Below are 25620 nucleotides of genomic sequence, written 5' to 3' on the forward strand. Positions count from 1 at the left end.
CTCAGCCTTCGCGATGGACCTTGGTGTAGGAGCCCTCGGCGCGCGGGCGCACGACGATGTTGTCGACGTCCACGGTGTCGGGCTGGTCAAGCGCCCAGCGCACGCATTCGGCGATGTCCTCGGCCTTCAGCGGGTCGGGAACGCCGGCGTACACGGCGGCCGCCTTCGCGGCGTCGCCGTGGAAGCGCTTGATGGAGAACTCGTCGGTCTGCACCATGCCCGGCGCGATGTCGACCACGCGCACCGGCTCCCCGATCAGCTCCAGACGCAGCACGCGGGCCATGACCCTTTCGGCGAACTTCGAGGCGCAGTAGCCGGCGCCGCCCTCATACGGCTCGATGCCCGCCGTCGAGGAGATCACCAGCACCGTGCCGGCCGACTCCCTGAGGGCCGGCAGCAGCTTCTGCGTGATGCGCAATGTGCCCAGCACGTTCAGCTCATACATCGCGCGCCAGTCGTCCAGATTCGCCGTGGCCACCGGGTCCTTGCCGATCGCCCCGCCGGCGCAGTTCACCAGCGCCTTGACCGGACCGGCCGCCAGAATCGTCTCGACCGCGGCGGACGTGGACTCCTCGTCGGTGATATCGGCGACGACCGGCGTGCAGCCGGTCTCCTCGGCCAGCCTGACCAGCTTCTCCTCGCGACGGGCCAGCGCGAACACCGTCCAGCCTTCGGCGGCCAGCGTCCGCACGGTCGCGGCGCCGATGCCGCTGGACGCGCCCGTCACCACCGCCGTTCTCGCAACGTCGTTCGTCATGATTCCTCCTTGAAGCAATTGCGCGAATTACGGTTTTCATTGTAGAAGCGTCGTGGAGGCGTCCCGTGTGCGGGTCCATGAAAGTCCGCGAAGGCCCTTCGCGGGGCCATCGCCGGCGTAGGGTCCGAAGGGGGTGGGGCCTTTCTACTCAGAAAGGCGTAGTTTTCCGTTTTTCTCAAAAACTACGTAGTACGGCGTTTCCTGACGTAGTATAGGGAATGCGCCGTGCGGCGTCGCTGCACTGTCGGTTCCCCGACTGGACGTCGTACGGTTGCTTCAATCCCTGAATGCGTGACCATGCCGTCGGCGCCGTGACGGACCGCGACCGGTCATGCGAGAACACCCATTCACCGTGGAATCGCCGGAGGAAAACCAGAGTGCAACGCTGGGTCATCAATGTGCTGAAACGAGAGACCGTACTGATCGTGGCCGCCATCCTCGCCATCATCTCCTGCTTCATCGTTCCGCCGGACGCCCAGTACGCCGACTACATCCACGTCAACACCATCTCGCAGCTGGTGTGCCTCATGCTCGTGGTCTGCGGGTTCCAGCGCATCGGCGTCTTCCGCATCATCGGCGCGAAGCTGCTCGGCCGCGTACGCACCGCGCGCGGGCTTATCATCACGCTTGTGGCGCTGCCGTTCTTCTCCGGCATGTTCGTCACCAACGACGTGGCGCTCGTCACGTTCATCCCGTTCGCGCTCGCCGTGCTCATCATGGCCGGCATGGAGGACCGCATCTGCCTGGTCGCCACGCTCATGACGCTCGGCGCCAACCTCGGCAGCATGCTCACGCCCATCGGCAATGCGCACAACCTCTATCTCAAGGCCGTCTCGGGCATCGGAACGCCCGAGTTCCTGCTCATCATGGCGCCGTATTCCGCGCTCGCCGCGGTGCTGCTCATCGCCATCATCTGGTTCGTGTTCGGCGACGCGAAGGTCTCGCAGTTCGAGAACCTCGGCGCCGAGGGCATCGAGCAGGGCGTGCTCGCCCCGAACCCCACGCAGCCGCAGCCCGACGAGATCCGCATCACCGGCTACGGCGCGGGATACGGCGGCTGGCGCACGGTCGTCTACTCGCTGCTGTTCGTCATCTGCCTGCTCGGCGTGGGCGGCGTGCTGCCGCTGTGGCTCATGGTGGCCGTCGTCGTCGCGACGTTCCTGTTCTGCGACCGCCGCGCCTTCAGGATCGTGGACTGGGGCCTGCCGCTCACGTTCTGCATGTTCTTCATCTTCATCGGCAACATGCGCCGCGTGCCCGCGTTCTACGAGCTGGCGCAGTCGCTGGTCGGCGGCCATCCGCTCGAGCTGGGCGTCGCGTTCAGCCAGGTCATCAGCAACGTGCCGACCACGCTGCTGCTCTCCGGATTCTCCGACGCATGGCGCGAGCTCATCATCGGCACGAACCTCGGCGGCATGGGCACGCTCATCGCCTCCATGGCGTCGCTCATCTCGTACAAGGGCGTCGTGGCGAGGTACCCGGAGCATCGCGGCCGATACCTCGGCGTCTACACCGGCATGAACGTGATCTTCCTCATCGCGCTCGTCGGATTGGCGCTCGTCATCGAATAGTTTCCGCTTCCGCCCTCGTTATGCTGGGGGCATGAGGATTCTGCATACTTCGGACTGGCACATCGGCCGGCGTTTCAAAGGCGTCGACCTCGCCGAATACCAGCGTCGCGCATTGGAATGGCTCGTCGACGTCGTGCGGCGCGAACACATCGACGTGGTATGCGTTTCCGGCGACGTCTACGACTCGCCCATGCCGTCGGCCGCGTCGGTCGATATTCTCGACGCCGCGCTGACGCGGCTGTCGTCCATCGTCGACGACGCCGGCAAGCCGGCGGTCGACGTCATCGTGACGCCCGGCAACCACGATTCGGCGCGCAAGCTCGGCTTCGGCGCCCATATGATGCGCGACAACGTGCATCTGCGATGCTCCATCGGCGACATCGCGACGCCGGTGGTCGTCACGCGGCCGCGCGCGGCTTCGCCGACGGCGGCCGACGATGCGTCGGGGAAGAAAGGTGCGGGGGAGAAGCGGGGCTCGGCGGCCGTCGAGACGCTCGCCGTATACGCCGTGCCGTATCTCGACCCCGACATCGCGCGGCCGACGTTGCGCGCGATGCTGGAGGATGATGCGTCGATTCCGCGTTCGCACGCAGGCGTGATGGGCGCCGCGATGTCATTGATCCGCGCCGACATCGCGCGCAGGCGGGCGAGCAACCCGCGCATGAAGGCCGTGATGATGGCCCATGCGTTCGTATCCGGCGCGAACCCGAGCGATTCCGAACGCAACATCGCCGTCGGCGGCGTGGACGGTGTGCCGGCCGCGATGTTCGCCGGCAGCGGGCTGGACTATCTGGCGCTCGGGCATCTGCATCGCGCGCAGAGGGTGACGGTTCCGCAGGACGGCCGAGACGATGGCGATGCCGTCGATGGCTCCGTCTCCGTCGATGGTTCGGGTCCCGACGAAGGCTTGCGGGTCGATGAGGGTATGAACGCCGGCGGCGAGGGCCGCACGCCGATCGCCCGCTACTCCGGCTCGCTGCTGGCGTATTCGTTCTCGGAAGGATGCGTGCCGCCGCGCGAGGGCAACGGCAAGAGCGTGGTCATCGTCGACATGCCCGAGGATTCCCGTGAGCCTTCGATTCGTACGCTGAACGTGGAATCCGGCCAGCCGCCGCTCGTGCAGCTGCGCGGCACGCCGGACGAGCTGCTGGGCTCGCTCGCCGAACGGCATGCCCGCGACTGGGTGTCGGCCACCGTGGTCTGCGACGCCTACCCGCACGGCATGTATCAGAAGATCGACGCCGTATACGACCACGCATTGGAGAAGAGGTTCGACATCCGGCGGCGCCCACAGGCGGCCGGCGGCCGTGCGATGGCGAACCTGCATGAGGCGCACAGCGAGATCGACGTGCTCAAGGACTTCGTGCGATACACGCTGCACCGCGACCCGACCGCCGACGAGACGGCGGTGCTGCGGCAGGCCGTCGAACGCACGCTTGACGAAGCGGGCGACGGGCCGGCGAAGGATTCGACGAGGAAGGATTCGACGAGGAAAACCGCTGCGGGAAAGCCGGCGGGGAAGGGGCGTGGCTGATGCGACTCATCGGCATGCGATTCATGGGCATCGGCCCGTATGAAGGCGAGTTCTCCATCGACTTCGTGGCGCTGAACCGTTCCCACATGTTCCTCATCGAAGGCGAGACCGGCTCCGGCAAGTCGACGATTCTCGACTGCATCAGCTTTGCGCTGTACGGCGGCGTCTCCGTGGACGACGCCAGCAAGGACCGTCTGCGCTCGCGGTTCCTCGATACGCAGCAGACGCCGTCGTTCGTGGACCTCATCTTCACGGTGAACGGACGATACTACCGCGTGCGCCGCGAACCGGCCTACATGCGTCGCAAGAAGCGCGGCGAAGGAACCATAGCCGAGAACGCCACCGGCAAATTATGGGAGATCGACGGCGGGCTGGCCGATGTGGTGGAAGCGTCGGAAGCCCCGGCCGGCGACGCCGCGTCCGACGGTTCGGCGGCCGCGTATTTCGACTACGCCGAGGCGGACGGCCACGCCAAGCCACTGGCCTCGCAGGCGCGCGACACCAACATCGAGGTCGGGAAGCTGCTGCACCTGACCCGCGACCAGTTCTCGAAGACCGCGATGCTTGCCCAGGGCCAGTTCTCGAGCTTCCTCAAATGCCGTCCGGAGGAGCGCACGCAGCTCATCAAGAGCCTGTTCTCCGCCGATGTATATGAGCGAATTCAAAAGACATTGGATACCATGCGAAAGCAGCATGCCGACGTCGTCGACGGGCAGCGACGGGAGCTGCGCACCGCGATCCACGAGATGCGCGACGTCGCCGAACGGGTCGATGCGCTGGCCGACGGTGGCGAAGTGACTGACGGTCTTGACGGTGCTGCGGCTGGTGCCGGCGCGTCCGATGCCGCCGCATGGGGTCTCGACGACGCCGGCGACGTCGCCGAGCCTGCGATGGAGCCGCAGGACATCGCCGCGCGGCTCGGCAAGCGTATGGACGAAGCCGCGGCCCGGGCCCGGGTCGTGCTGCGTCGATGCCGTAATGGCGTGGCCGAATCGGACGAATGGCTGCAGCGGGCACAGCGGGATCTCACCGTGCTCACGCAGATGCGGCAGGCTCTGAACGACGAACGGGAGGCCAAGGCGAGGCGGGATGCACTGTCCGAACGGCGTCCGGACATGGACGGGCATCGCGCCGCATTGGAGCGTTCCCGCAAGGCGGCGCCCGTCGTACGGGCGGCCGATGACTGCGCCGCCGTCGCCGCCGAAATCGAGCGACAGCAGCGTGCGCTCGCCGATGTGCGGCAGAACCTGAACGGTCTCGAATCCGCCGACGCCATGACCAAGTCGCGTGAAGAGGCGTTGCGGCAGGCGGCCGGCCGGCCGATGGCCGAGGCCGCGTTGCAGTCGGCACTGACGCTGCGCGAGCAGCTCGACAAGCTCGCCGCCGCACAGCAGCGGGCGGCACAGAGGCGTGAGCAGGCGGAACGTCTGCGCGACGAGGCCGATGCCGCCGATTCCGCAGTCGCCAGGCTTGACGACCCCGCGACGGTGGAAGACCGCATCCGCGAGCTGGTACGGCGCGAAGCGCTCCAGGCACAGCTGGACGACCGTCTGCACGCGGCGAACGGGCGACTGGACCACGCCCGCAAACGCGACGCCGACCGGTGGCGTCTCGATGGGCTTCGTGCGGCGGCGAAGGAAGCCGGGGCCGACCGTGCGGCCGCCAAGGACGCCTATGAGCAGGCGCAGGAGACGTTCCTTTCCGCCAGCGCCGCGGCATTGGCCGATAGGCTCGTCACCGGCCATCCGTGCCCCGTCTGCGGCGGCACCGAGCACCCCTCGCCCGCCGTGCGGCCGCAGGACGTGCCCGACGAGGACCATCTCGCCGAACTCGCCGACCGCATGAACGCCGCAGTGCAGCGGGCCGCCGATGCCGCCAATGCCGTGAGCCTGTGCGAGCAGCTCATCGACTCGGAGGACCGCCAGGCCGAAGGGCTCGGCGAGGCCGCCGCCGAAACGGCCGTGCGGAAGCTGCGGGAGGAATGCGACGCCGCAGCGCAGCTCACCGTGCAACGCAAGCGGCTTGAAACCCGGCTCGCCGAAATACGCGCCAAGACCGAAGACGCGAAACAGCGCAGACAGCAGGCCGAAGTGGCCGCCGTGGCCTCCGACAGTGCGCAGGAACTGGCCGAATCCGCTGAAACCGCGTGCCTCGACGCCGAAACCGGCAAGCCATACACCGACGAAACCGCGCACCAGCGGGAGGAACAGGCCCGTCAGGCCATCGCCGCATGCGACGACCAGGCCGCCAGGGCAGAGGAGCTCGGCCGGCTCATTGCGCGCCGTGCGGAGCTTGAGCAGCGCGCCGACCGCATCGAATCCGCCGTCGCCACCCTCGGCGAGCAGCATGCACGAGCCATGGCGCAGCGTGACGAACTGCTTGCCGCCGGCGGATTCGCCACCGAGGACGAAGCCCGCGCGGCCGCGCTCGACGAATCCGCCGCAGCGCGGCTGCAGGCCGCGCTCGATCGTTACGCCGCCGACACGGAAGTCGCCGCCGCCGAACTCGCACGCATACGTCGTGAGCTCGACGGACTGCTGCGCACGCCCACCTGCCGTGCCATCGCCGCACAAGCCGATGACGGAATCAGGGCCATCGCCGAGGAGTTGCCGGATGCGCTGACCGCCGCACAGACTCGGGTCGCCGCCGCCGAACAGGCGCATGAGGCGGCGATCCGCGCCGAGGAACAGGCCGTCGGCCTCGACACCGACCGCGAACGCCGCGCCGCAACGCTTGCCAAAGCCGCGCAGGTCTGGGCCGCATCATGCGCGCGGTTCGCACCCATCCGAGACATGGCATTGCTCGCCTCGGGCCGATCGGAATCACCCGCCGGCGACGGGCTCTCCCTCGTCACCTACGCCGTCACCGAACGCTTCCGCGACGTGCTCGACCGCGCCAACGACATCCTCAAGGACATCCGCGGCGGCGTCTACGAACTGCGCCTCGGCACCCACGAAGGCCGCGCCGTCAAAACGGGCCTGCCCATCGAGGTGTTCGACCGTCGCAGCGACCTCGCCACCGAAGCCTCCACGCTGTCTGGCGGCGAGACGTTCTTCGTGTCCCTTGCGCTGTCGCTGGCGCTCGCCGACATCATCCAGGCCGAGAACGGCGGCATATCCATGGACACGCTGTTCATCGACGAGGGATTCGGTTCGCTCTCGGAGGATTATCTCGACGACGTGCTCGCCGTGCTGCGGTCCATGAGCAGGCATCGCGATATCGGCGTCATATCGCACGTCGGGCTGCTCAAGGACCAGATACCCGAACGCATCAGCGTCACGCGCATCACCGAGGATTCCTCGTCCAGACTCACTGTCATCGTATGAGACCGGCCGATTCGAGCGGTATCCTTGGCACGGACGGGGTGAGACGATGACGAAATCAACAAGGCAATCGACCAAGTCGACGTCTGCGAAGGCGACGTCCGCGAAAGCGAAGTCACAATCGGCGAAGTCCACGAAAACGAAGTCCGTGAAATCGAAATCCACACGGCCGAAGGGCGGCCGGCCGAAATCGGCCGCGCCGTCACGCCGGTCGCGGGGCGCGTTCACTCGATGGCTGCATCGCGGCGACAAACGCGTCCGATTCGTCAAGACGGTGATCGTGCGGTCCGTCTCGTCGGTGGCCGCGCTGGCCATGCTGCTGGGCATGTGCCTCGTCGTCTACCGGCAGATGAGCATCACGGCCGCCAAGAACCGGCAGGCCGAATTCGCGCAGGACTACGATTTCGACCCCGGCAACATCATCTCGGACGCGCAGTTCTTCGACTCCAAGGCCATGAGCACCTACGAGGTGCAGCGGTTCCTCGACAGGCACGGCGCCAAGTGCTCCGGCGACCTCTGCTTGAAGAACTACACGGTGACCACGCTCGCTGAGCCGAAGGACGACCTGTGCGACGGCTACACCGGCGGCCAGCAGCAGTCCGCCGCGCAGATCATCGACGGGGCGGCGCGCAGCTGCGGCATCGCGCAGAAGGTGCTGCTCGTCATGCTCGAAAAGGAGCAGGGACTGGTGAGCACCACGGAGCCGAGCGAGGCCCGATACCAGTCGGCGCTCGGCCTCTCATGCCCCGACGACGGGCCCTGCGACCCGAAGCACGGCGGATTCTTCAACCAGGTGTACGGCGCGGCAAGGCGGTTCAGGTACTATCAGGCCCACGCCGACCAGTACCGGTACCACGCCGGGCGGCTCAACTACGTGCAGTACCATCCGAACGAAAGCTGCGGCGGCGCCGACGTGTGGATAGAGAACGACGCGACCGCGCTGCTCTACATCTACACGCCGTACCAGCCCAACGTCTCCTCGCTCAAGGCCGGGCTGGGCGAGGGCGACTCGTGCGCGAGCTACGGCAACCGCAACTTCTCCATCCTCTACAACGCCTGGTTCGGGAACCCCCGCAAATAAAGTCCACGGCTGTGCGTAGCTTTAGAGAGTTGCCCATTTTGGGCACGCGCTTACACACTCCTGTCATGGAACGTCCATGGCCTTTAAGTCCGAAGGAGGTGGGTGATGTCTGCGCACAAGTACGAACTGATGCTCATTGCCGATCCCGAACTGGATGAGCGAGCACTGAAGAAGCTCGTCGACCAGTTCCTCAAGGTCGTCACCGATGAAAAGGGTTCCGTCGAGAACATCGACATCTGGGGCCGCCGCAAGCTGGCCTACGAGATCGCCGGCAAGAACGAGGGCAACTACGCCGTCGTCAACTACACCGCTGAGCCTGCTACCAGCGACGAGCTCGATCGTCTGCTGAACCTCAACGAGTCCATCATCCGTACGAAGATTCTTCGTAAGGACGCCAAGTGATTCCTCGGGCCTGAGCCCGAACACACGAATCGCTGTCTTACCAAACTTTATTGATTCCCGATGATTCCCGGGAATGTACGGAAGGCATGAATCATGGCAGGAGATACCGTCATCACAGTGGTGGGCAACCTCACGGCTGACCCCGAACTGCGTCAGATTCCCAGCGGTGCCACGGTGGTCAACTTCACCATCGCATCCACCCCGCGTACCTACAACAGGCAGTCGGGGCAGTGGGAGGACGGCGACGCGCTGTTCCTGCGTTGCTCGGCATGGGATTCGCAGTACAACCCCATGGCCTCCAACATTCAGGCCTCGCTGTCGAAGGGCATGCGCGTGATTGCGCAGGGTCGTCTGACGCAGCGCTCGTACACCGCCCAGGACGGCACGAACCGTACCGTGGTCGAGCTTCGCGTCGACGAGATCGGTCCCGCGTTGAGCCGCAACACCGCACAGGTGACGCGCAACAGCAACGGTGGCAACGGCGGATACCAGGGTGGCGGCGCCTCCCGTGGTGGATTCGCCGGAGCCCAGCGTAATGCCGCGCCCGCCGCTGGTGGATACCAGGGTGGCAACGGCGGTTACCAGGGCGGCTATCAGGGAGGATACTCGGGTGGCGCTTCCGCCCCCGCCGCTTCCCAGCCGGCCCAGCAGCCCGCCGCGGATCCGTGGGGTTCGACCGACGCCGGTTCGAGCTCGTTCGGTTCGTTCGGCTCCACCGATGATTTCGGTGGCGGCAGCGACGAACCGGAGTTCTGATCGCATCCGGCCTACCGCCGATCGCATCGTTCGTCCGTCCCGCTCGGATCGGGAACAGGGATTCGAGATCATCAGTTTTTAGATTTTTAAGGAGTGCATATGTCACGCAAGAGGCCGCAGCCGCCGGTGAAGCCGTTCAAGAAGAAGCCGAACCCGCTGAAGGCTGCCAAGGTTACCGAGATCGACTACAAGGACGTCGCCCTGCTGCGCAAGTTCATTTCCGACCGCGGCAAGATCCGTTCCCGTCGCATCACCGGCGTCACCGTTCAGGAGCAGCGCGAGCTCGCCAAGGCCATCAAGAACGCCCGCGAGATGGCTCTGCTGCCGTACGCCACTTCCGGCCGCTGATAGGAGGACTTGACAATGGCTAAGGAAACGAAGGTTATTCTCACCACCACCGTTGGCAACCTGGGTCACTCCGGTGACGTCGTCGAGGTTCGCCCCGGCTACGCCCGCAACTACCTGATCCCGCAGGGCCTCGCGTTCGCTTGGAACCGTGGCGCCGCTGAGCAGATCGCCCAGATGCAGCGCGCCCGCCGCGCCGCCGCCCTCGCCACCCGCGAGGACGCCGTGGCCGCCAAGAACGCCATCGACGGCACCGTCGTCGAGATCGCCGCCAAGGTGTCCGAGTCCGGCAAGCTGTTCGGCGCCGTCTCCGCCGACGCCATCGCCAAGGCGCTTGGCGAGAAGGGCAACGCCGTCGAGGCCAAGTCCATCTCCGTGGAGACCATCAAGACCACCGGCGACTTCGCCGCCACGGTCCAGCTCCACCCGGAGATCACCGCCAACTTCACCGTCAAGGTGGTTGCTGCCGAGTAATTCGGTACGCGTATCAACCTGAGCTTAAGCCCAAAAGCCCCGTCGATGGCCATGCCATCACGGGGCTTTTTCGTCGTCTGCGAGGGGCTCCCTAGAAGTTGCGCCCGCTCCATCCCCCGGCGCCGTTTGGCGGGAAGCCGGGATGAGGCTTCCCGCAGGCGACGCGAGCCGCGATGCTCGAGCGGCGAGGCCGAAGGGCTTTCGGTCAGGGAGAGGATTTCCCTCAGAAGTTTCGCCCGCTCCAACCCCAGTTCGTCGTGGCGGTCTCGCGGATGTACACGCGGTTCGACGGGATGCCCAGCACCGAGTCGAGCGCGTCGCAGATGCTGCGGGTCAGCTGCTCCCAGTTCTCGCGCGGCACGGAATCGCCGAACACGTTCACCTCCACGTAGGCGGCCGGCTTGGCGTCGTCGCCGCCGAAGTAGATGGGCATGTTGTCCTCGAACGGGCACATCAGCCAGCCCTCCGACTTGCCGGGGACGGCGGTGATGGCCTGGCCGTACAGCGACTTGAGCTCCTCGCGCTGGGCCTTGCTGATGGTCGTGCTGGCATGCGTGTGAATGACGGGCATGATGTCTCCTTGCTTGTACGTTCCGAAGCGTGGCCCATGCAGTCCGCTTGCATGGGGAACGATGCGGAACGCCGATCGGTTTTTCGTTTGCCGATTTCCAGCGTAGTCGGCAAACGGCGATTTTCATGGAAACGTGACGCGGCGGCGGCACGACGTCTGCGTCGCCGCGATTTTTCGTAAAGATGATGGGCGGGTTTGCATGCGCCGCTGCCGCTTGCCGCCGCCGGGGGTTTAATGGGGCGAGTGAGAAAACTCTTTGCGCAGCTGATGAAGTTCGGCATGGTGGGCGGCATCGCGTTCGTCATCGACTACGGTCTGATGAACCTGCTGCTGCTGACGCACATGCACAATATTCTGGCCACGTCCATCTCGTTCTTCGTGTCGTTGATCTTCAACTATCTGGCGAGCATGAAGTTCGTGTTCAAGCACCGTCCCGACATGGCGCGGTGGATGGAGATCACCATCTTCTTCGTCTCCTCGTTCATCGGATGGATCATGAACGAGGTCATCGTATGGATCAGCACGTCGTGGATGCCTCACGACTCCATGTATTCGATGCACACGCAGTACATCCTGTGGACGAACATCGGCAAGCTCGTCGCCACGGTGGTGGTGATGGTGTGGAACTTCGTGATCCGCAAGTGGCTGCTCGACGACACGCACACCAACGCGATGAATCGTCTGCGCCGCGGCGACGCGAAGCTCAGCGAGGCCGAGCTGGCCGCCAGGCGCGAGCGCAGTGTGGCGCATCGCCTCGGCATGTGGTCCATCGAGCACGCGCCGTTCGGCTGGAAGTAGGGGAGCGAACGCTACACGCGCACTTCGGAGAGAATCGGCGTCTCGGTGCTCGACCTGATCTGCCTGAAGCCCACGAACGCGATGACGAGCGAGGCCAATGCCAGCACCGTCACCGTCATGAAGCCGCCGTGCGAGCCGTAGCGGTCGATGAACTGGCCGGCCACCGCCGAGCCGAACGAGGCGCCGATGGAGTTCATGGCGCCCATCCACGCCACGCCTTCGGTGAATCGCGAGGGCGGCACGAGGTGCAGCATGATCTGGTTGCCGTTGATCCACGTCGGAGCCTGACAGACGCCGCACAGCAGATAGATGATCATGATGACCCACAGGTGGTCGGCCAGCACGAAGCAGCTGATGCCGATGTTCACCACCGCCAGGCAGAAGTAGAAGCGCTTCCACAGCGGAATCACCCAGTTCTTCGCCCCGTAGACCAGCGCGCCGCACAGCGAGCTGAACGAGAAGCACGCGAACACGAATCCCGTGAACTGCGCCATGTCCTGCTCCTTGGCGAACGCGATGATGGAGATGGCGGTGGCGCTCTGGAATGCGCCGAGCCCGAACCAGGTGACGCACACGGCCAGCAGGCCCGGCCCCCAGATGGAGTCCTTGGCGTTGGCCGCGTCGCCGCCCTGCATGGCCGCGGCCTTGGCGGCCTCGCGCTCGCGGTATTCGCGGCGGGTGAGGCCGGCGGCGCGCGCCAGCTGCGTCTGCGACGGCGGCTCGGTGGTCAGTTCGGTGAGGAACATGAGCGCGCCCACCACCACGCACATGCCGGTGAACGAGAACGCGAGCACGCCCGAGATCACCGCTAGGATCGACGACAGCGGGTTGCCGATGACCCACATGCATTCGTCGAATACGCCGGAGAGCGAGAGCGCGCGGTTGATCTTCTCGCTGTCGCCCTTGAGCTGGTTGGTCCAGCGTGCGCGGCTCATCGCGCCCCACGGCGGGATGCATGCGAGGAACGGCACGATGCAGTAGAGAATCCACGCCGGCACCCGATGCGTGATGCACGTGACCAGCGCGATGGCCGAGACGATCCAGAGGACGATGGTGGGAATCGACACCTGACGCTGGCCGAACTTGTCGACGAGACGGCCGAGCAGCGGCGTAAGCACGGCCAGCGCGATGGCCTGCACGGCGGTGAGCGCGCCGGCCAGACCGTAGCTGCCGTAATACGTCTGCACGGAAATGGTGATGGTCATGCCGACCATGGGGAACGGCATGCAGGCGATCACCGAGCCGATGGCGTAGCGCGCGGTGTGCGGCAGCCGGAGAAGCTCCGCATAGCCGCCGAATACACGATGGTTCACGTCCTTGAACGCCTGGATGAACGACGTCTTCGACGACGTCGGCTTCGATGATGACATGTGGTTCTCCTCCTTTATGGCTGCTCGTGACGACGTGATGCGCATGGGCCTGCTCGCGCCATGCCTGCCGTCGTCCGTGACGTATGGGTTCGGGTTGGGATTGTCGGGATTGCGGCCGGTCGTCTGTCGACCGACCATCACCAACCGTTCGGTTGGTGTAGGTGACGGGGATAGCCTATAGCAGCACGGGGCCCGACACGCGGCATGGCCGCGCATTGCCAAGGGTTTCCGCAGACGGATCGTCGCCGGCCCCACCGACCGGCGCGGGGCCGCACGCGTCGGCACCGACTACACTGGAACGCAGCAAACGAGACGTCCCAACGAAGGAGCCTACGCGACGATGCCCGCAACCACCATCCATCTGGTCCGTCACGGCGAGGTCTACAATCCCGATCACGTGCTGTACGAACGGCTGCCGAACTTCCATCTTTCCGACCGTGGCGTACGCATGGCCCAGGCCACGGCCCGCTACATCGCCGCGCATTCCGGCATCAACCAGGCATCCGCCGTGTATTCCTCGCCGCTCGACCGCACCCGCGAGACCGCCGGCGAGATCCTCGCGGCCCTCAACTCCGTGCGTACCGAACGCGACGAGCCCACGCTGGAACTGCACACCGACAAGCGCGTGATTGAGGCGGGCAGCGAGTTCCGAGGCAAGCGCATCGGCCACGGCGACGGCGCATTGTGGCGGCCGGAGAACCTGAAGCTCATCCGCAACCTCCACAAGCCGACGTGGGGTGAGAGCTACGCGCACATCGGCGCCCGCATGAGCGACTTCGTGTATGAGAAGGTTGACGAATACGCCGGCCGGCAGGTGATCGTCGTCAGCCACGAATCGCCGATCTGGTCCTTCCGCCACCTCATGGAGACCGGCCACGCCGAGCACTGGATGTTCCTGCGCAAGACGGCGCTCGCCTCGGTGACGTCGTTCACGTTCGACGCCGACACCCACGAGCTCATCGCCATCGCCTACGCCGACCCCGCCGCCAACGTGAGATAACCGTTTCCCGTCGATTCATATACGCATACGCGTCGGATATTGCGCGGCGGCCGGCCCATGCCGTACGGCATACCGCCCGCCGCTTTCGTGATGTTGGTCACGAAAGCGGTGGAAACGGGCGGTTTTCTCTTGCCATGAGCCCATACTGGGAGTATGAGCAAGAACGCATGGATTTCGTCCGCCGACGCGCTGAAGCGTCTGCCGGCCGTCGTCGCCGCCGTCGACGCGAGCAAGGAACTGACTGATCTGTGGCCGCTGACCGACCACATGCACATCGACAACGACGTGAAGTACGCCGAGTCCTTCCAGGTACGCACCACGCGCCAGTTCGCGCTGGTGCTCACCGGCGAGGACGTGACCGTACCCGACGCCGAATACGTGTACGAAGGCGCCGACGAGATTCCCGGCCGCCCGCAGAACATCGTCGACGCGTTGCTCGCCGCGAACGACGCCTACGACGAGACCGTCGACTTTTCCGATGACGGCGACGCCGGCCACATCGTCTCCTCCGCCGAACTGCTCGGCGACGTATGGAACGAGCCGACCGCCGATGCCGTGCGTGAGGTCGTGGAGGCCGCCGAGGCCGCCGGCGCGGCGCTCGCCGCCGACGACGTCGCCGGGCGATACGCCCTCGGTGCCGCCGCCTTCGCCGACGTACTGGCCGAAGTCAGCGAACATGCCGCCGACGGTGCCGCCGCCGTCAAGGCCGCGCTGCCGACGGTGCTGTACTTCAACGAATTCGACGAGCGTCTGGGCATCCCGCGAGTGTTCGTGACCGCCGACGAACTCGAGGCGCTGCGCGCGCTCGCCGTCGCCGGACCGGCCGACGACGCCAATGCCACCGCGTTCGTGGACAAGCTGCTGGAGATCGCCAAGCCCGAGTGGACCAAGCATCATGACGATGTGCTGTGGGACCCGGTCGAGGCCAAGAAGAAGGCCAAGGAGGAGGACGAGAAGCGCAGCAAGGCCGCGCTCGCCGCCAAGTTCGCCCACATCAAGGACGACCCCAACAAGGAAGAGGTCGAGCTGTAGACAGGCAGATCCGATAGCGAATAGCGAAGGGGGCTGGTCGTCGACGGGAATCCCATCGACGACCAGCCCCCTTCGTTGATTTGACCGGCTTACGTGGTTACGGTTACGCCTGCGGGCGGTCGTACTTGGCACCCTCGGGGTTGCTCTTGGCCGCCATCAGCACGACCATGGCGATCGATCCGCCGATTACGACCAGCGCGCCGAAGACGATCAGCGCGATGCCGCCGCCAAGACCGCCGGCGGAATTGCCCGCGGCGCTGAAGACGCCGGTGAAGATGCCGGCGATCACCAGAATGAAGCCGAGGAACGCGATGCCGTATGGCAGCAGGATGAGCCATCCGCTGCGGTTCGTATCGTGCAGACGACGCACGCCGACCGCGATGCCCGGCACCAGCGTGCCGAGGCTCCAGACGGTTTCGAGTGCGGAAACGATGCCGCTTTCTCGCGTGGCGGCGGTCAGAATGCTGAACAGCAGGCTCACCACCACGGTGGCGAGGATCCACCACCAGTATTCGCCGCGGGAGGCGCGGCCGGTGAACGTGGCGTACTTCTTGAACACACGCAGGAACGCGTTCGGGAACGTGATGCCGTACCACGGGGCCCACAGCGGGGGCTCGCCGTTGGCATCCAGCGGAATGGCGCCGTTCGTCGCCGGCGCGCCGTATCCCTGCGGCGGGGTGGGCATACCGGGGGCGCCGTAAGGGTTCTGCTGTCCGTATGCGGACGCCTGCGGGGCCGGGGCGGTCGGGATGGAGCTGCCATACTGCGGAGGCTGCTGACCGTATCCGTTCTGGTCGTATCCGGCCTGCGCATATCCGTTCTGCTGGCCGTAATCCGGCTGCTGGGGAGCGGAGCCGTACGGCTGCTGTCCGTATGCGGGCGCCTGCGGGGCCGTCTGTGCGGCATACGGGTCCTGGCCATACGCCGGTGCGGCTGGCTGCTGGCCGTATCCGTTCGAACCGTTCTGATACTGGTCGGGCTGACCGTATCCGTTCTGGCCCTGGTACGAGGCCTGCTGGGCGTACTGGTTCGGCTGCGCCTGCTCATAGGGCGTCTCGTATGCCGGCTGGCCATATGCCGGTGCCGTATAGCCGTTCTGCTGACCGTATTCGGGAGCTGGAGCGCCATATGCGGGTGCATCATAGGCAGGGGCGTCATACGCGGCCGCCGACTGCGGTGAGGCGGGGGATTGCGGTGCGGTCGGCGATGACGGCGCCGAATCCGGCGTCGCCGGTGCGGTCGGCTCGGACGGCTGGCTCACGGGAGTCGGTTCGGGGACCGCGGATTCGCCGAATGGCGTGGGAACGTGCTGGTCGTAGGCGGGCGCCGGCGAGGTCGGCTCCGTCGGAGCCTGGCCGTAGGCCGGGGCCTCGTACTGCGGCGCATCGTAGGAAGGGGCTTCGTAGGCAGGCGCGGCGTTGTGGCTGCTGTAGTCGGGGGCCGTGCCGTATGCCGGTGCCGACTGACCGAACTGGCCGAGCTGCGTCTCGTCGTTCTGTTCGTTGCCCGGCGCCGCACCCTGTGCCGCCGGCTGCTGCCCATAGGCATCTGTGGGGTTCTGCGAGGTGTTGAACGCAGCGTTGCCGTTGCCGCCATTGGGAACGTAACCCTGCGGGTTGCTCGGATCGGTCATGAATTTTTCCCTTCTTTCTGCGCTCGCAGTCGGGTGAATCGGCGGATTTGCCGGTCCGGCGGTCGGGCACAACGGATAGATCCGCTTTCATTCTCCCACGGGATGCGTAAAAAGACAGTCAACGATCATGTGTTGATTCAGCCGGGACGCTCCGGCGCCGATGCCGCCTCGGCGCGTCGCCGCAGAACAGATGGCGGCGGGCTTTTTCGGGACGTACCATCGGAAGTGGATGCCGCTCATGGCGGAAGGAGACCGAAGCATGGAACCCATCGTGCATAGCGCAATCACGAGGTCCGACGGTGGCCTCCTTCGTCGCGGGCGGGGCACCGGGCGTCTGCCGCGCGGCATCGTCGCCGTATGCGGGGCGCTCGTCGGCATGGTCATGCTGCTGACGGTGGCACTCGCGCCATTCGGGGCGACGGCGAACGCCACCATGACCACCAGCGGCATGTTCATCACCATATCCGCCAAGGCGGGCGACGGCGACTCGGCCCGTCCGCTGGCCGGCGACACCTACTCCGTGGCCTATGTGGCCGAAGTGGAGTTCAATGCCGACCACACCGCCATCACCGGTTTCAAGACGAACACCTGGTTCGAGGACGTCGACCGCGACTGGGGCAAGCTCACCTCCTCGCAATACAGCGCCGCCGCCAAGGAGGTCGTCGCCTACGCCGACAAACACGACGGCTACACCTTCACCGACCTGCGCACCGATGCCAACGGCAAGGTCACGACACCCAGCCTCAACTTCGGCATCTACCTCGTCAAGCGCGTGGGCGTGGCCGACGCGAACAAGGCGTACCGGTGCGATCCGTTCTTCGTGATGCTCCCCGAAACGAACGGCAGCACGAACATCGACGACTGGGACTATCGGGTGACCGCCTCGCCCAAGTTCGAGCAGATTGCGACGCCTGTGCCGACGCCGTCCAGCCCGACGCCGACGCCGACACCCACGCCGACGCCGACCGCGCCGGGGGAGTCGTCCATCGCCAAGACCGGCGCCGCCGTCATGCGGTACGTGGAGGCGGCCGTCATCCTCGGCGCCATGGCCTTCACCATCATGTTCGTCCGCGCCCAGCTCCGCCTCCGCCGCAAAGAACGATAAGGGCTGTCATTCCTCTGGCTCCCCTCCCGACGGAGGGGAGCTGTCGGACAAAGTCCGACTGAGGGGAGCGCTGCTGGGAATCCGGTTCTGTTCAACTCCCCTCAGTCAGCTTCGCTGACAGCTCCCCTCAATCATGAGGGGAGCCAAGAAAAGGCGCGCTTATTCCTGCGCGTCCGGATCCTCGTCCTCCGATGCGGGACCGAGGAGGAGCAGCTCACTCACGTTGACAACGATGAGCAGCACCGCCGTCAGCGCCACGATCACGAACGTGGCCGAGAAGATCAGCGGCGTGCGGAACGAGTTGTACGCGGCCTGCAGCCAGATGCCCAGGCCCTTGCGTGCGCCCAGATACTCCGCCGTCGCGGCTGTGGCGAAGATGTATGCCGCCGAAATACGAATGCCGCCGTAGATCTGACGTGCGGCCACGCGCAGCTTCACATGCCACAGCGTCCACAGCTTCGTGGCCCCGCAGGTGAGCGCCACGTCGGAATAGAACTGCGGCACGGCCTCAAGGCCGCGAATCGTCTGCACGGCGATGGGGAACAGGCCGAACACGGCCACGATGGCTATCTTGCCGGAGATCTCGAAACCGAACCAGATGATGAACAGCGGCGCGATGGTGATGAGCGGCATCGTCTGCGCGGCCGCCAGCAGCGGGAACAGCGCGGCGTTGAGCACGCGCGAGCAATAGAACACGATGCCGATGATGATGCCGCACAGCACGGCGAGCACGAATCCCACGAAGCCTTCGTAGGCGGTGACGAGCGTGGCCGGCCAGAGCGTGGGCCACGTGTCGATGGTCGCGTCCACGATCTCGCTCGGCGACGAGATCATCGTGGGGGAGACGTGCCCCACGCGGCACCATATCTCCCATGCCGCCACGAGCACGACCACCGCGATGACGGTGGGAACGTAATGCCTGAGTTTCCGCAGTGCTTCTGCCATATCACCTTGCCTCCTCGCGCGAGCGCGCAGCCATGCCGGCCGATTGCGGTGAGCAGTAAGGTGAGGAGCCTGCGCGCAAGACGGCCGAGGGTCGAAAAACGATATAAAACCCAAAACTTCCAACCACACAGTATAGAAGGTGCGCGGAACGCCCTCCGCCGTCCCGTTGGCGCGGCACAATAGAGCGTATGACTGAAGAGCATTCTGAAAACACCAAACCCGAACTGCCCGAGAACGTGCGCGTGCGCTTCTGCCCGTCCCCGACCGGTACCCCGCACGTGGGCATGGTCCGCACCGCCCTGTTCAACTGGGCCGAGGCCCGTCACACGCACGGCACCTTCGTGTTCCGCATCGAGGACACCGACGCCCAGCGTGATTCCGAGGAAAGCTACAACCAGATTCTCGACGCCCTGAAGTGGCTCGGCCTCGACTGGGACGAGGGCGTGGAGGTCGGCGGTCCCGACGGCCCGTACCGCCAGTCCGAGCGCACCGACATCTACAAGGACGTCGCCGCCAAGCTGCTTGAGGCCGGCTACGCCTACGAGTCCTACTCCACCCCCGAGGAGATCGAGGCCCGCAACGTGGCCGCCGGCCGTCCGAAGGCCTTCGGCTACGACGGCTACGACCGCAACCTCACCGAGGAGCAGAAGGAGGCGTTCCGCGCCGAGGGCCGCAAGCCCGCGCTGCGTCTGCGCATGCCCGACGAGGACATCGCCTTCGACGACCTCATCCGCGGCCGCATCGAGTTCAAGGCCGGCTCCGTGCCGGACTACGTGATCGTTCGCCCGAACGGCGACCCGCTGTACACGCTCACCAACCCGGTGGACGACGCCATGATGCGCATCAACGTGGTGCTCCGCGGCGAAGACCTCCTGAGCTCCACCCCGCGCCAGATCGTGCTCTACCGCTACCTCATCGAGCTCGGCATCGCCAAGGAGATGCCGCTGTTCGGTCACATGCCGTACGTGATGGGCAAGGGCAAGAAGAAGCTCTCCAAGCGCGACCCCGAGTCCAACCTGTTCCTGCACCGCGACCACGGCTTCATCCGCGAGGGCCTGCTCAACTACCTGGCTCTGCTGGGCTGGTCGATCAGCGCCGACCGCGACGTGTTCTCCATGGACGAGATGGTCGAGAAGTTCGACATCCGCAACGTGAAGGCCAACCCGGCCCACTTCGACATCGACAAGGCCATCGCCCTGAACGCCGAGCATGTGCGCATGCTCGAGCCGCAGGACTTCCTCAACCGTTCCGTGCCGTACCTGCACCGCGACGGCGTGGTCTCCGCCGACAACTGGGACGCCCTCACCGACCGCGAGAAGAGCGTGCTCACCGCGGCCGCCCCGCTCGTGCAGTCCCGCGTGCGCCTGCTTGGCGAGGTCGCCGGCATGGTCGGCTCCCTGCTCTCCACCGAGGAGTACCTCGAGCCCGACGCCGACGCCCGCAAGCAGCTCAAGGATTCCGCCGCCGACGTGCTCGACAAGGCCGTCGCCGCGCTCGAAACCGTCGACGAGGCCGACTGGAAGACCGACAACCTCCACGAGACGCTGAACAAGGCGCTCATCGAGGACGGTGGCTACAAGCCGCGCCTGGCGTTCGGCCCGGTGCGCGTGGCCATGTCCGGCCGCCGCGTCTCCCCGCCGCTGTTCGAGTCCATGGAGATCGTGGGCAAGCCCGTCTCCATCGCCCGACTGAAGAACCTGCGCGCCAACCTGTAGGCGCCTGACGCGGTTCATGGTCCATATGGTTCATGAATCATGCGATATGAAAAGCGGGTCGTCGTCCTGTATATGGATGGCGGCCCGCTTCGTCGTATCCGAGGCGGTTATAACGCACGCATCCGTTATAGCCGCCTCGTGGCGATGCCCAGTGGTGGTTATAACGCACATGTGTGGGAAACCCGCCTCGTAGCGGCGCCTCGCGTAGGGTTTTGCGCACGGTCGCGTTATAACCCCCGCATGGGGCATCCGGTCGATGCCGGTGCATGCGTGTGCGCAACACGCCGTACAGGTCGGCTGTACGGAGGTTTTTTCTGCGGATATGCGTAAAAACCACCGCGCAAAGCCCTGAAAAGCACTGTGATGCACACCGGCTCTAAAACCCTCATAAAACGTTGGAATTTCAACGAAAATCGGCAATTCATCAAACCGCGACACGCCGAGAGTTGCGCACTCTATGGGGTTCGCGTATATTAATCACTCGTTGCGGTTCACACCGCAGCCCAGTCAAGGAAATGACTTCGGTTCCGAGGTCATGAAGCTGACTGAATAACTCAAGCCCCCATCGTATAGCGGTCTAGTACTACGCCCTCTCACGGCGCCAACACCGGTTCAAATCCGGTTGGGGGTACGACTACGGAGCAGTCGCAAGGCTGCTCCGCTGCCAATTGGGGTATGGTGTAATTGGCAACACAGGTGATTCTGGTTCATCCATTCTTGGTTCGAGTCCAGGTACCCCAGCGAATAGCCTCGCGAATCAGATGATTCGGCGAGGTTTTTTGTTTCCCGAGGAATTCTCGCGCGGTAAATTCCCGTGCGGCCCGGTCGTTGCGGCGGTCGGACATGCCGCTCTCACAAAGACGCTCTCATAAAAGCGCATGCACGATACGCGCGGTCTTGGATACACGGCCGTCAATACAGTTGATTCTCAGGGTAGGTGAAGTAGGGTTATGGGTATGAGTGAACGAATTCACCGAAGCGCGGCCAACGCCGGTCGTGCGCTGTCCCATGTGAGCGAACACACCCATCAGTTGCTTGACGCCGTTGAAGAGGAGCGTCCCGTTTCCGTCTCCGCGAAGCTCGGACGGCTGCAATTCCATCATTCCGGCAAATTCCGTATTCTTCAGTTCAGCGACATCCAGGACGGTCCGAAGATCTCCAAGGACACCGTCAGTCTCATCGCCGCCGCCTGCGACGCTGCCCGTCCCGACGTCGTGGTGTTCACCGGCGATCAGATCGCCGGATATGACTCCGCGTACGCGCGTACGTCGCGCAAGCGCCGTTGGGACATGCCCAAGGGCGGCGTGAAGCCCGACAAGCGCGATTTCGACCATACGCGCGAACTCGTCCGCAAATCCATTCAGCAGTTCGTGCAGCCGCTTGTCGACCGCAACGTGCCGTTCGCCGTCACGTTCGGCAATCACGACTTCCAATGCGGGCTGGATAATGCCGAGCTCAACGACATCTACCGTGAGTTCCCCGGCTGTCTGAATCCGCCCATGGCGGCCGCCGAACAGCCGGGCGCCGCGCAATCGGCCGCATACTCCGGTCTCGCCGACCAGCAGGTGTACGCATGCGAGCCCGGCACCTTCGCGCTGCCCGTCGCCGATGTGGACCACACGCGCAACGTCATCGGCCTCGTGATGGTGGATTCCGGCGACTATGCGAAATCCGGCGGCTACGATACGCCGAGCCAGCGTGCGCTCGATTTTCTCGACGCCATGCCGACCGCGGTCGGCGCGAAGTCCATCGTATTCCAGCACATCCCGATCCCGCAGTTCTACGACGTGCTGAAGCCGGTCTCGTCGTCCACCGCATATGCGATCCAGGGATATCGCAGCTTCGACGCCGCATGCTACGTTCTTGACGAATCGAAGACGCTGCCGGGCAGTTATCTGGGGGAAGGCGTGAGCTGCCCCGACGTCGACTGCGGCGAATTCCAGATCATGAAGGACACCGACGGCTATTTCGGTCTGTTCGCCGGCCATGACCATCGCAACGGATTCGTCGGCACGACCGAGGGCATCATGCTCGGCGCGACGCCCACCTGCGGATTCGGCTCGTATGGTCCGGTACCCGACAAACGCGCCGCACGACTGTTCGAATTCGACATCCGTCATCCGTACGAGCCGCGCACGCAGCTGCTGGAGTTCGGGCAGATCGTGGGCAAGCCCACGACGCGCAAGGCGTACACGTTCGCGATGAGCCACGTGCCCACGAATCCGGGCGATGCGTGGAATCTGCTGCGCAAGCCGGGGCTGGTGTCGACGCTCGCCGCCGGATTCGCCGCCGCCGTCGCGTCGCTCGGTTTCACCGGCAAACGCCGATAGATATGCGATAGATATGACTGAATGGATATGACCGGATATGACAAAGGCTCCCCGCGGGGAGCCTTACGTCGTTCAGACGGACCATTCGGCCGTTACATGCCCGAGACCGCGTGGGCGCGGATAAGCGCGTCGGAAAGATACTTGCCGGCGGCCATGACCAGCGGGGCGAAATGCTGGCCGGGCGTCGTGCCCATACGGTTCGTCGGACCGGAGATGGAGATCGCCGCGATCACCTGACCGGAGGCGTTGCGAATCGGCGCGGACACCGACGCCACGCCCGGCTCGCGCTCGTTCACCGACTCCGCCCAGCCGCGCTTGCGCACGGTCGTCAGCTTCGCCACGGTGAACTTCGCGCGTCGCAGACCCTGATGCATGCGCTCCGGATCCTCCCACGCCAGCAGGATCTGCGCGGCCGAACCTGCCTCCATCGACAGGATCGCGCCCACGGGAATCGAATCACGCAGACCGCTCGAACGCTCCACGGCAGCGATGCACACGCGCTGATCGCCCTGACGACGGTAGATCTGCGCCGACTCGCCCGTACGGTCGAGCAGCGTCTGCAGGATCGGTCCGCAAGCGGTGAGCAGACGGTCCTCGCCGGCCGCCGCCGCCAGCTCGGCGAAACGCGAGCCGAGCACGAAACGACCATGCTGGTCACGTACGATGAAGCGGTGCTTCTCCAAGGCGATGGCCAGACGGTGCGCCGTGGGCCTCGCCAGTCCGGTCTCGTTCACCAGTTGCGCCAGAGTGGCCGGACCGCCCTCCAGCGTATCGAGGATCTTGGCGGTCTTGTCGAGCACGCCGACGCCCGAATGCACCTCCTTGCGAGAGGATTCCGGCTTGGCCGAAGCCGTCTCGTCGCTCTGACTGGACGCATTGCGCGGATTTGTCAATACTTTTACTGTTTCTTTTTTCGTCTGCAATGTTCCACCCATTGAGGAATCGCCGTTTTGTATTGCCATGATTGGGATTATGCCATCTCATAATGTGAAATGCAAAAGTCTCGAATTTGACCGAAGCACCATACTCGATGTGTCTGGGCTATTCAAAGGAGTAGCCACCGAGGAAAAACCAGAGGAATCAACGTCGATACACGTTGCGATAACGTTGCGGCAAACGTTGCGATTGTGCCCCTAGGAGGTAAAACCATGGGAACCACATTGGCCGAGAAAGTCTGGGCCGATCATCTCGTCCGCAAGGGCGAGAACGCCGAGCCGGACCTCATCTACATCGACCTCATGCTCATGCACGAGGTCACCAGCCCGCAGGCGTTCGAGGGACTGCGTCTGGCCGGCCGCAAGCCGCGTCACACCGACCTGCTCATCGCGACCGAGGACCACAACACCCCGACCGTGAACATCGACCAGCCGAACCCCGACAAGACGTCGGCCACGCAGCTGAGCACGCTTGAGAAGAACTGCAAGGAGTTCGGCGTGCGCCTGCACCCGCTCGGCGACGCCGACCAGGGAATCGTGCACCAGGTGGGCCCGCAGCTCGGCCTCACCCAGCCGGGCATGACCGTCGTGTGCGGCGACTCCCACACCTCCACGCACGGCGCGTTCGGCGCGCTCGCGTTCGGCATCGGCACCAGCGAGGTCGAGCACGTGATGGCCACGCAGTGCCTGAGCCTCAAGCCGTTCAAGACCATGGCCGTGAACGTGGAGGGCGAGCTGCCCGAAGGCGTGACCGCCAAGGACATCATCCTCGCCATCATCGCGAAGATCGGCACCGGCGGCGGCCAGGGCCACGTCATCGAATACCGCGGCGAGGCCATCCACAAGCTCAGCATGGAAGCCCGCATGACCATCTGCAACATGTCCATCGAGGCGGGCGCCCGCGCCGGCATGGTCGCCCCCGACGAGATCACGTTCGAATACCTGAAGGGCCGTCCGCACGCTCCTCAGGGCGAGATGTGGGACAAGGCCGTCGAATACTGGAAGACGCTCAAGACCGACGACGACGCCGTCTTCGACAAGGAGGTGACGCTGCGCGCCGAGGACCTGCAGCCGTACGTGACGTGGGGCACCAACCCCGGCCAGGGCCTGCCGATCACCGCGAACGTCCCCGACCCGGAGACCATCACCGACGAGACGCAGCGCGTGGCCGCCGAAAGCGCCATCAAGTACATGGGTCTCAAGCCCGGCCAGCCCATCAAGTCGATCGCTGTGGACACCGTGTTCATCGGCTCCTGCACGAACGGCCGCATCGAGGACCTTCGTGCCGCCGCCGCCATCATGAAGGGCCATCACAAGGCGAAGAGCCTGCACCGCGTGCTCGTCGTGCCGGCCTCGTCCCGCGTGCGTCTCGAGGCCGAGAAGGAGGGCCTCGACAAGATCTTCAAGGACTTCGGCGCCGAATGGCGTAACGCCGGCTGCTCGATGTGCCTGGGCATGAACCCCGACAAGATGGTCGCCGACGAACGTTCGATCTCCACGTCGAACCGCAACTTCGAAGGACGACAGGGCAAGGGCTCGCGCACGCATCTGGCGTCGCCGGCCGTCGCCGCCGCCACCGCCATCCGCGGCACCATCTCCAGCCCCGCCGACCTGTAAAGAGAAAGACTTAAGCAATCATGGAAAAACTTACCGTCGTCACCGGTGTGGGCGTTCCGCTCCGCCGTTCCAACGTCGACACCGACCAGATCATTCCCGCCGTGTTTTTGAAGCGCGTGACCAAGTCCGGCTTCGATGACGCGCTGTTCTACGCGTGGCGCCGCGACCCCGACTTCGTGCTCAACCAGGAGCCGTACCGCAACGGCAAGATCCTCGTGGCCGGCCCCGACTTCGGCATCGGCTCGTCGCGCGAGCACGCCGTGTGGGCGCTGCACGACTACGGCTTCCGCGTGGTCATCGCGCCGCGCTTCGCGGACATCTTCTAC

Annotated in this window: 22 protein-coding genes and 2 tRNA genes; 18 read left to right on the forward strand and 6 right to left on the reverse strand. The window is 65.1% G+C overall.

What is annotated here, in order from left to right; genetic code table 11:
- Position 1: 1 nt before the first annotated feature.
- Positions 2-757: an SDR family oxidoreductase gene (locus GFD18_RS09180; RefSeq protein ID WP_163199864.1), complete on the reverse strand. Its 756-nt coding sequence runs from the start codon at positions 755-757 to the stop codon at positions 2-4.
- Between the two features lie 377 nt (positions 758-1134).
- On the opposite strand from GFD18_RS09180, the gene GFD18_RS09185 reads away from it, so the two are divergent.
- The 8 genes from GFD18_RS09185 (at position 1135) to rplI (ending at position 10243) form a co-directional block, all read left to right on the forward strand.
- The gene (locus GFD18_RS09185) at positions 1135-2328 is read left to right on the forward strand and encodes an SLC13 family permease (RefSeq protein ID WP_163199865.1); all 1194 of its coding nucleotides are present in this window, start codon (positions 1135-1137) and stop codon (positions 2326-2328) included.
- A gap of 31 nt (positions 2329-2359) precedes the next feature.
- Positions 2360-3862 (forward strand): exonuclease SbcCD subunit D, encoded by a 1503-nt coding sequence (locus tag GFD18_RS09190; protein WP_163199866.1) that lies wholly within the window; start codon positions 2360-2362, stop codon positions 3860-3862.
- Positions 3862-7188 carry an AAA family ATPase gene (locus GFD18_RS09195; RefSeq protein WP_163199867.1) on the forward strand — a complete coding sequence of 1109 codons (3327 nt, stop codon included), beginning with the start codon at positions 3862-3864 and terminating at the stop codon, positions 7186-7188. Before GFD18_RS09190 ends, GFD18_RS09195 begins: the two co-directional genes overlap by 1 nt.
- Before the next feature lie 145 nt (positions 7189-7333).
- Complete coding sequence (locus tag GFD18_RS09200; protein WP_318644534.1) at positions 7334-8266, forward strand: hemagglutinin; 933 nt, start codon at positions 7334-7336, stop codon at positions 8264-8266.
- A 105-nt stretch (positions 8267-8371) separates the two neighbouring features.
- Positions 8372-8668: a 30S ribosomal protein S6 gene (rpsF, locus tag GFD18_RS09205; RefSeq protein ID WP_100510534.1), complete on the forward strand. Its 297-nt coding sequence runs from the start codon at positions 8372-8374 to the stop codon at positions 8666-8668.
- A gap of 93 nt (positions 8669-8761) precedes the next feature.
- The gene (locus GFD18_RS09210; protein ID WP_163199868.1) at positions 8762-9424 is read left to right on the forward strand and encodes a single-stranded DNA-binding protein; all 663 of its coding nucleotides are present in this window, start codon (positions 8762-8764) and stop codon (positions 9422-9424) included.
- A 99-nt stretch (positions 9425-9523) separates the two neighbouring features.
- Positions 9524-9772 carry a 30S ribosomal protein S18 gene (rpsR, locus tag GFD18_RS09215; protein ID WP_093961239.1) on the forward strand — a complete coding sequence of 83 codons (249 nt, stop codon included), beginning with the start codon at positions 9524-9526 and terminating at the stop codon, positions 9770-9772.
- Between the two features lie 15 nt (positions 9773-9787).
- Positions 9788-10243, forward strand: coding sequence for a 50S ribosomal protein L9 (rplI, locus tag GFD18_RS09220; protein WP_100510536.1), 456 nt, complete (start codon positions 9788-9790; stop codon positions 10241-10243).
- A 223-nt stretch (positions 10244-10466) separates the two neighbouring features.
- On the opposite strand, the gene GFD18_RS09225 is transcribed toward rplI, so the two are convergent.
- Positions 10467-10814, reverse strand: a complete 348-nt coding sequence (locus GFD18_RS09225) for a tautomerase family protein (protein ID WP_100510537.1) — start codon at positions 10812-10814, stop codon at positions 10467-10469.
- Positions 10815-11057: 243 nt separating this feature from the next.
- Between GFD18_RS09225 and GFD18_RS09230 the strand changes: the two genes are divergently transcribed.
- Positions 11058-11612 (forward strand): GtrA family protein, encoded by a 555-nt coding sequence (locus GFD18_RS09230; RefSeq protein WP_318644535.1) that lies wholly within the window; start codon positions 11058-11060, stop codon positions 11610-11612.
- Positions 11613-11623: 11 nt separating this feature from the next.
- Here the strand turns inward: GFD18_RS09230 and GFD18_RS09235 are convergent, their stop codons facing one another.
- Positions 11624-12982: an MFS transporter gene (locus GFD18_RS09235; protein WP_225433032.1), complete on the reverse strand. Its 1359-nt coding sequence runs from the start codon at positions 12980-12982 to the stop codon at positions 11624-11626.
- A 340-nt stretch (positions 12983-13322) separates the two neighbouring features.
- Here GFD18_RS09235 and GFD18_RS09240 point away from each other — a divergent pair, with 340 nt between their 5' ends.
- Entirely contained in the window at positions 13323-13982 is a 660-nt protein-coding gene (locus GFD18_RS09240; RefSeq protein WP_163199869.1) for a histidine phosphatase family protein, read from the forward strand.
- Between the two features lie 153 nt (positions 13983-14135).
- Positions 14136-15014, forward strand: coding sequence for a hypothetical protein (locus GFD18_RS09245; protein WP_163199870.1), 879 nt, complete (start codon positions 14136-14138; stop codon positions 15012-15014).
- Between the two features lie 103 nt (positions 15015-15117).
- Here the strand turns inward: GFD18_RS09245 and GFD18_RS11290 are convergent, their stop codons facing one another.
- On the reverse strand, positions 15118-16647 hold the full coding sequence (locus tag GFD18_RS11290; RefSeq protein ID WP_163199871.1) for a DUF805 domain-containing protein: 1530 nt from the start codon (positions 16645-16647) through the stop codon (positions 15118-15120).
- A gap of 271 nt (positions 16648-16918) precedes the next feature.
- Here GFD18_RS11290 and GFD18_RS09255 point away from each other — a divergent pair, with 271 nt between their 5' ends.
- Positions 16919-17752, forward strand: coding sequence for an isopeptide-forming domain-containing protein (locus GFD18_RS09255; protein ID WP_163199872.1), 834 nt, complete (start codon positions 16919-16921; stop codon positions 17750-17752).
- Between the two features lie 159 nt (positions 17753-17911).
- Here the strand turns inward: GFD18_RS09255 and GFD18_RS09260 are convergent, their stop codons facing one another.
- Positions 17912-18697 (reverse strand): ABC transporter permease, encoded by a 786-nt coding sequence (locus GFD18_RS09260; protein WP_163199873.1) that lies wholly within the window; start codon positions 18695-18697, stop codon positions 17912-17914.
- Positions 18698-18885: 188 nt separating this feature from the next.
- On the opposite strand from GFD18_RS09260, the gene gltX reads away from it, so the two are divergent.
- From gltX to GFD18_RS09280, 4 genes are all read left to right on the forward strand, one after another.
- Positions 18886-20412, forward strand: a complete 1527-nt coding sequence (gltX, locus tag GFD18_RS09265) for a glutamate--tRNA ligase (RefSeq protein WP_163199874.1) — start codon at positions 18886-18888, stop codon at positions 20410-20412.
- 558 nt (positions 20413-20970) lie between these two features.
- Positions 20971-21043 (forward strand) — tRNA-Glu (locus GFD18_RS09270).
- 38 nt (positions 21044-21081) lie between these two features.
- A tRNA-Gln gene (locus tag GFD18_RS09275) sits at positions 21082-21153 on the forward strand.
- Positions 21154-21368: 215 nt separating this feature from the next.
- The gene (locus tag GFD18_RS09280; protein WP_163199875.1) at positions 21369-22742 is read left to right on the forward strand and encodes a metallophosphoesterase family protein; all 1374 of its coding nucleotides are present in this window, start codon (positions 21369-21371) and stop codon (positions 22740-22742) included.
- Positions 22743-22834: 92 nt separating this feature from the next.
- Here the strand turns inward: GFD18_RS09280 and GFD18_RS09285 are convergent, their stop codons facing one another.
- Positions 22835-23560: an IclR family transcriptional regulator gene (locus GFD18_RS09285; protein ID WP_243386792.1), complete on the reverse strand. Its 726-nt coding sequence runs from the start codon at positions 23558-23560 to the stop codon at positions 22835-22837.
- 330 nt (positions 23561-23890) lie between these two features.
- On the opposite strand from GFD18_RS09285, the gene leuC reads away from it, so the two are divergent.
- Entirely contained in the window at positions 23891-25294 is a 1404-nt protein-coding gene (leuC, locus tag GFD18_RS09290; protein WP_100510549.1) for a 3-isopropylmalate dehydratase large subunit, read from the forward strand.
- Positions 25295-25314: 20 nt separating this feature from the next.
- Positions 25315-25620 (forward strand): 3-isopropylmalate dehydratase small subunit (gene leuD / locus GFD18_RS09295; protein ID WP_163228277.1); only part of this gene is annotated, 306 nt, incomplete at its 3' end.

The organism is Bifidobacterium saimiriisciurei (assembly GCF_010667655.1).
Lineage (GTDB): Bacteria > Actinomycetota > Actinomycetes > Actinomycetales > Bifidobacteriaceae > Galliscardovia > Galliscardovia saimiriisciurei.

What these genes read in the sequence shown, in the direction of transcription:
- GFD18_RS09180 (WP_163199864.1), bottom strand. Translation starts at nt 757, where the DNA reads ATGACGAACGACGTTGCGAGAACGGCGGTGGTGACGGGCGCGTCCAGC.
- GFD18_RS09190 (WP_163199866.1), top strand. Translation starts at nt 2,360, where the DNA reads ATGAGGATTCTGCATACTTCGGACTGGCACATCGGCCGGCGTTTCAAA.
- GFD18_RS09195 (WP_163199867.1), top strand. Translation starts at nt 3,862, where the DNA reads ATGCGACTCATCGGCATGCGATTCATGGGCATCGGCCCGTATGAAGGC.
- rpsF (WP_100510534.1), top strand. Translation starts at nt 8,372, where the DNA reads ATGTCTGCGCACAAGTACGAACTGATGCTCATTGCCGATCCCGAACTG.
- GFD18_RS09210 (WP_163199868.1), top strand. Translation starts at nt 8,762, where the DNA reads ATGGCAGGAGATACCGTCATCACAGTGGTGGGCAACCTCACGGCTGAC.
- rpsR (WP_093961239.1), top strand. Translation starts at nt 9,524, where the DNA reads ATGTCACGCAAGAGGCCGCAGCCGCCGGTGAAGCCGTTCAAGAAGAAG.
- rplI (WP_100510536.1), top strand. Translation starts at nt 9,788, where the DNA reads ATGGCTAAGGAAACGAAGGTTATTCTCACCACCACCGTTGGCAACCTG.
- GFD18_RS09225 (WP_100510537.1), bottom strand. Translation starts at nt 10,814, where the DNA reads ATGCCCGTCATTCACACGCATGCCAGCACGACCATCAGCAAGGCCCAG.
- GFD18_RS09235 (WP_225433032.1), bottom strand. Translation starts at nt 12,982, where the DNA reads ATGTCATCATCGAAGCCGACGTCGTCGAAGACGTCGTTCATCCAGGCG.
- GFD18_RS09240 (WP_163199869.1), top strand. Translation starts at nt 13,323, where the DNA reads ATGCCCGCAACCACCATCCATCTGGTCCGTCACGGCGAGGTCTACAAT.
- GFD18_RS09245 (WP_163199870.1), top strand. Translation starts at nt 14,136, where the DNA reads ATGAGCAAGAACGCATGGATTTCGTCCGCCGACGCGCTGAAGCGTCTG.
- GFD18_RS11290 (WP_163199871.1), bottom strand. Translation starts at nt 16,647, where the DNA reads ATGACCGATCCGAGCAACCCGCAGGGTTACGTTCCCAATGGCGGCAAC.
- GFD18_RS09260 (WP_163199873.1), bottom strand. Translation starts at nt 18,697, where the DNA reads ATGGCAGAAGCACTGCGGAAACTCAGGCATTACGTTCCCACCGTCATC.
- gltX (WP_163199874.1), top strand. Translation starts at nt 18,886, where the DNA reads ATGACTGAAGAGCATTCTGAAAACACCAAACCCGAACTGCCCGAGAAC.
- GFD18_RS09280 (WP_163199875.1), top strand. Translation starts at nt 21,369, where the DNA reads ATGAGTGAACGAATTCACCGAAGCGCGGCCAACGCCGGTCGTGCGCTG.
- leuC (WP_100510549.1), top strand. Translation starts at nt 23,891, where the DNA reads ATGGGAACCACATTGGCCGAGAAAGTCTGGGCCGATCATCTCGTCCGC.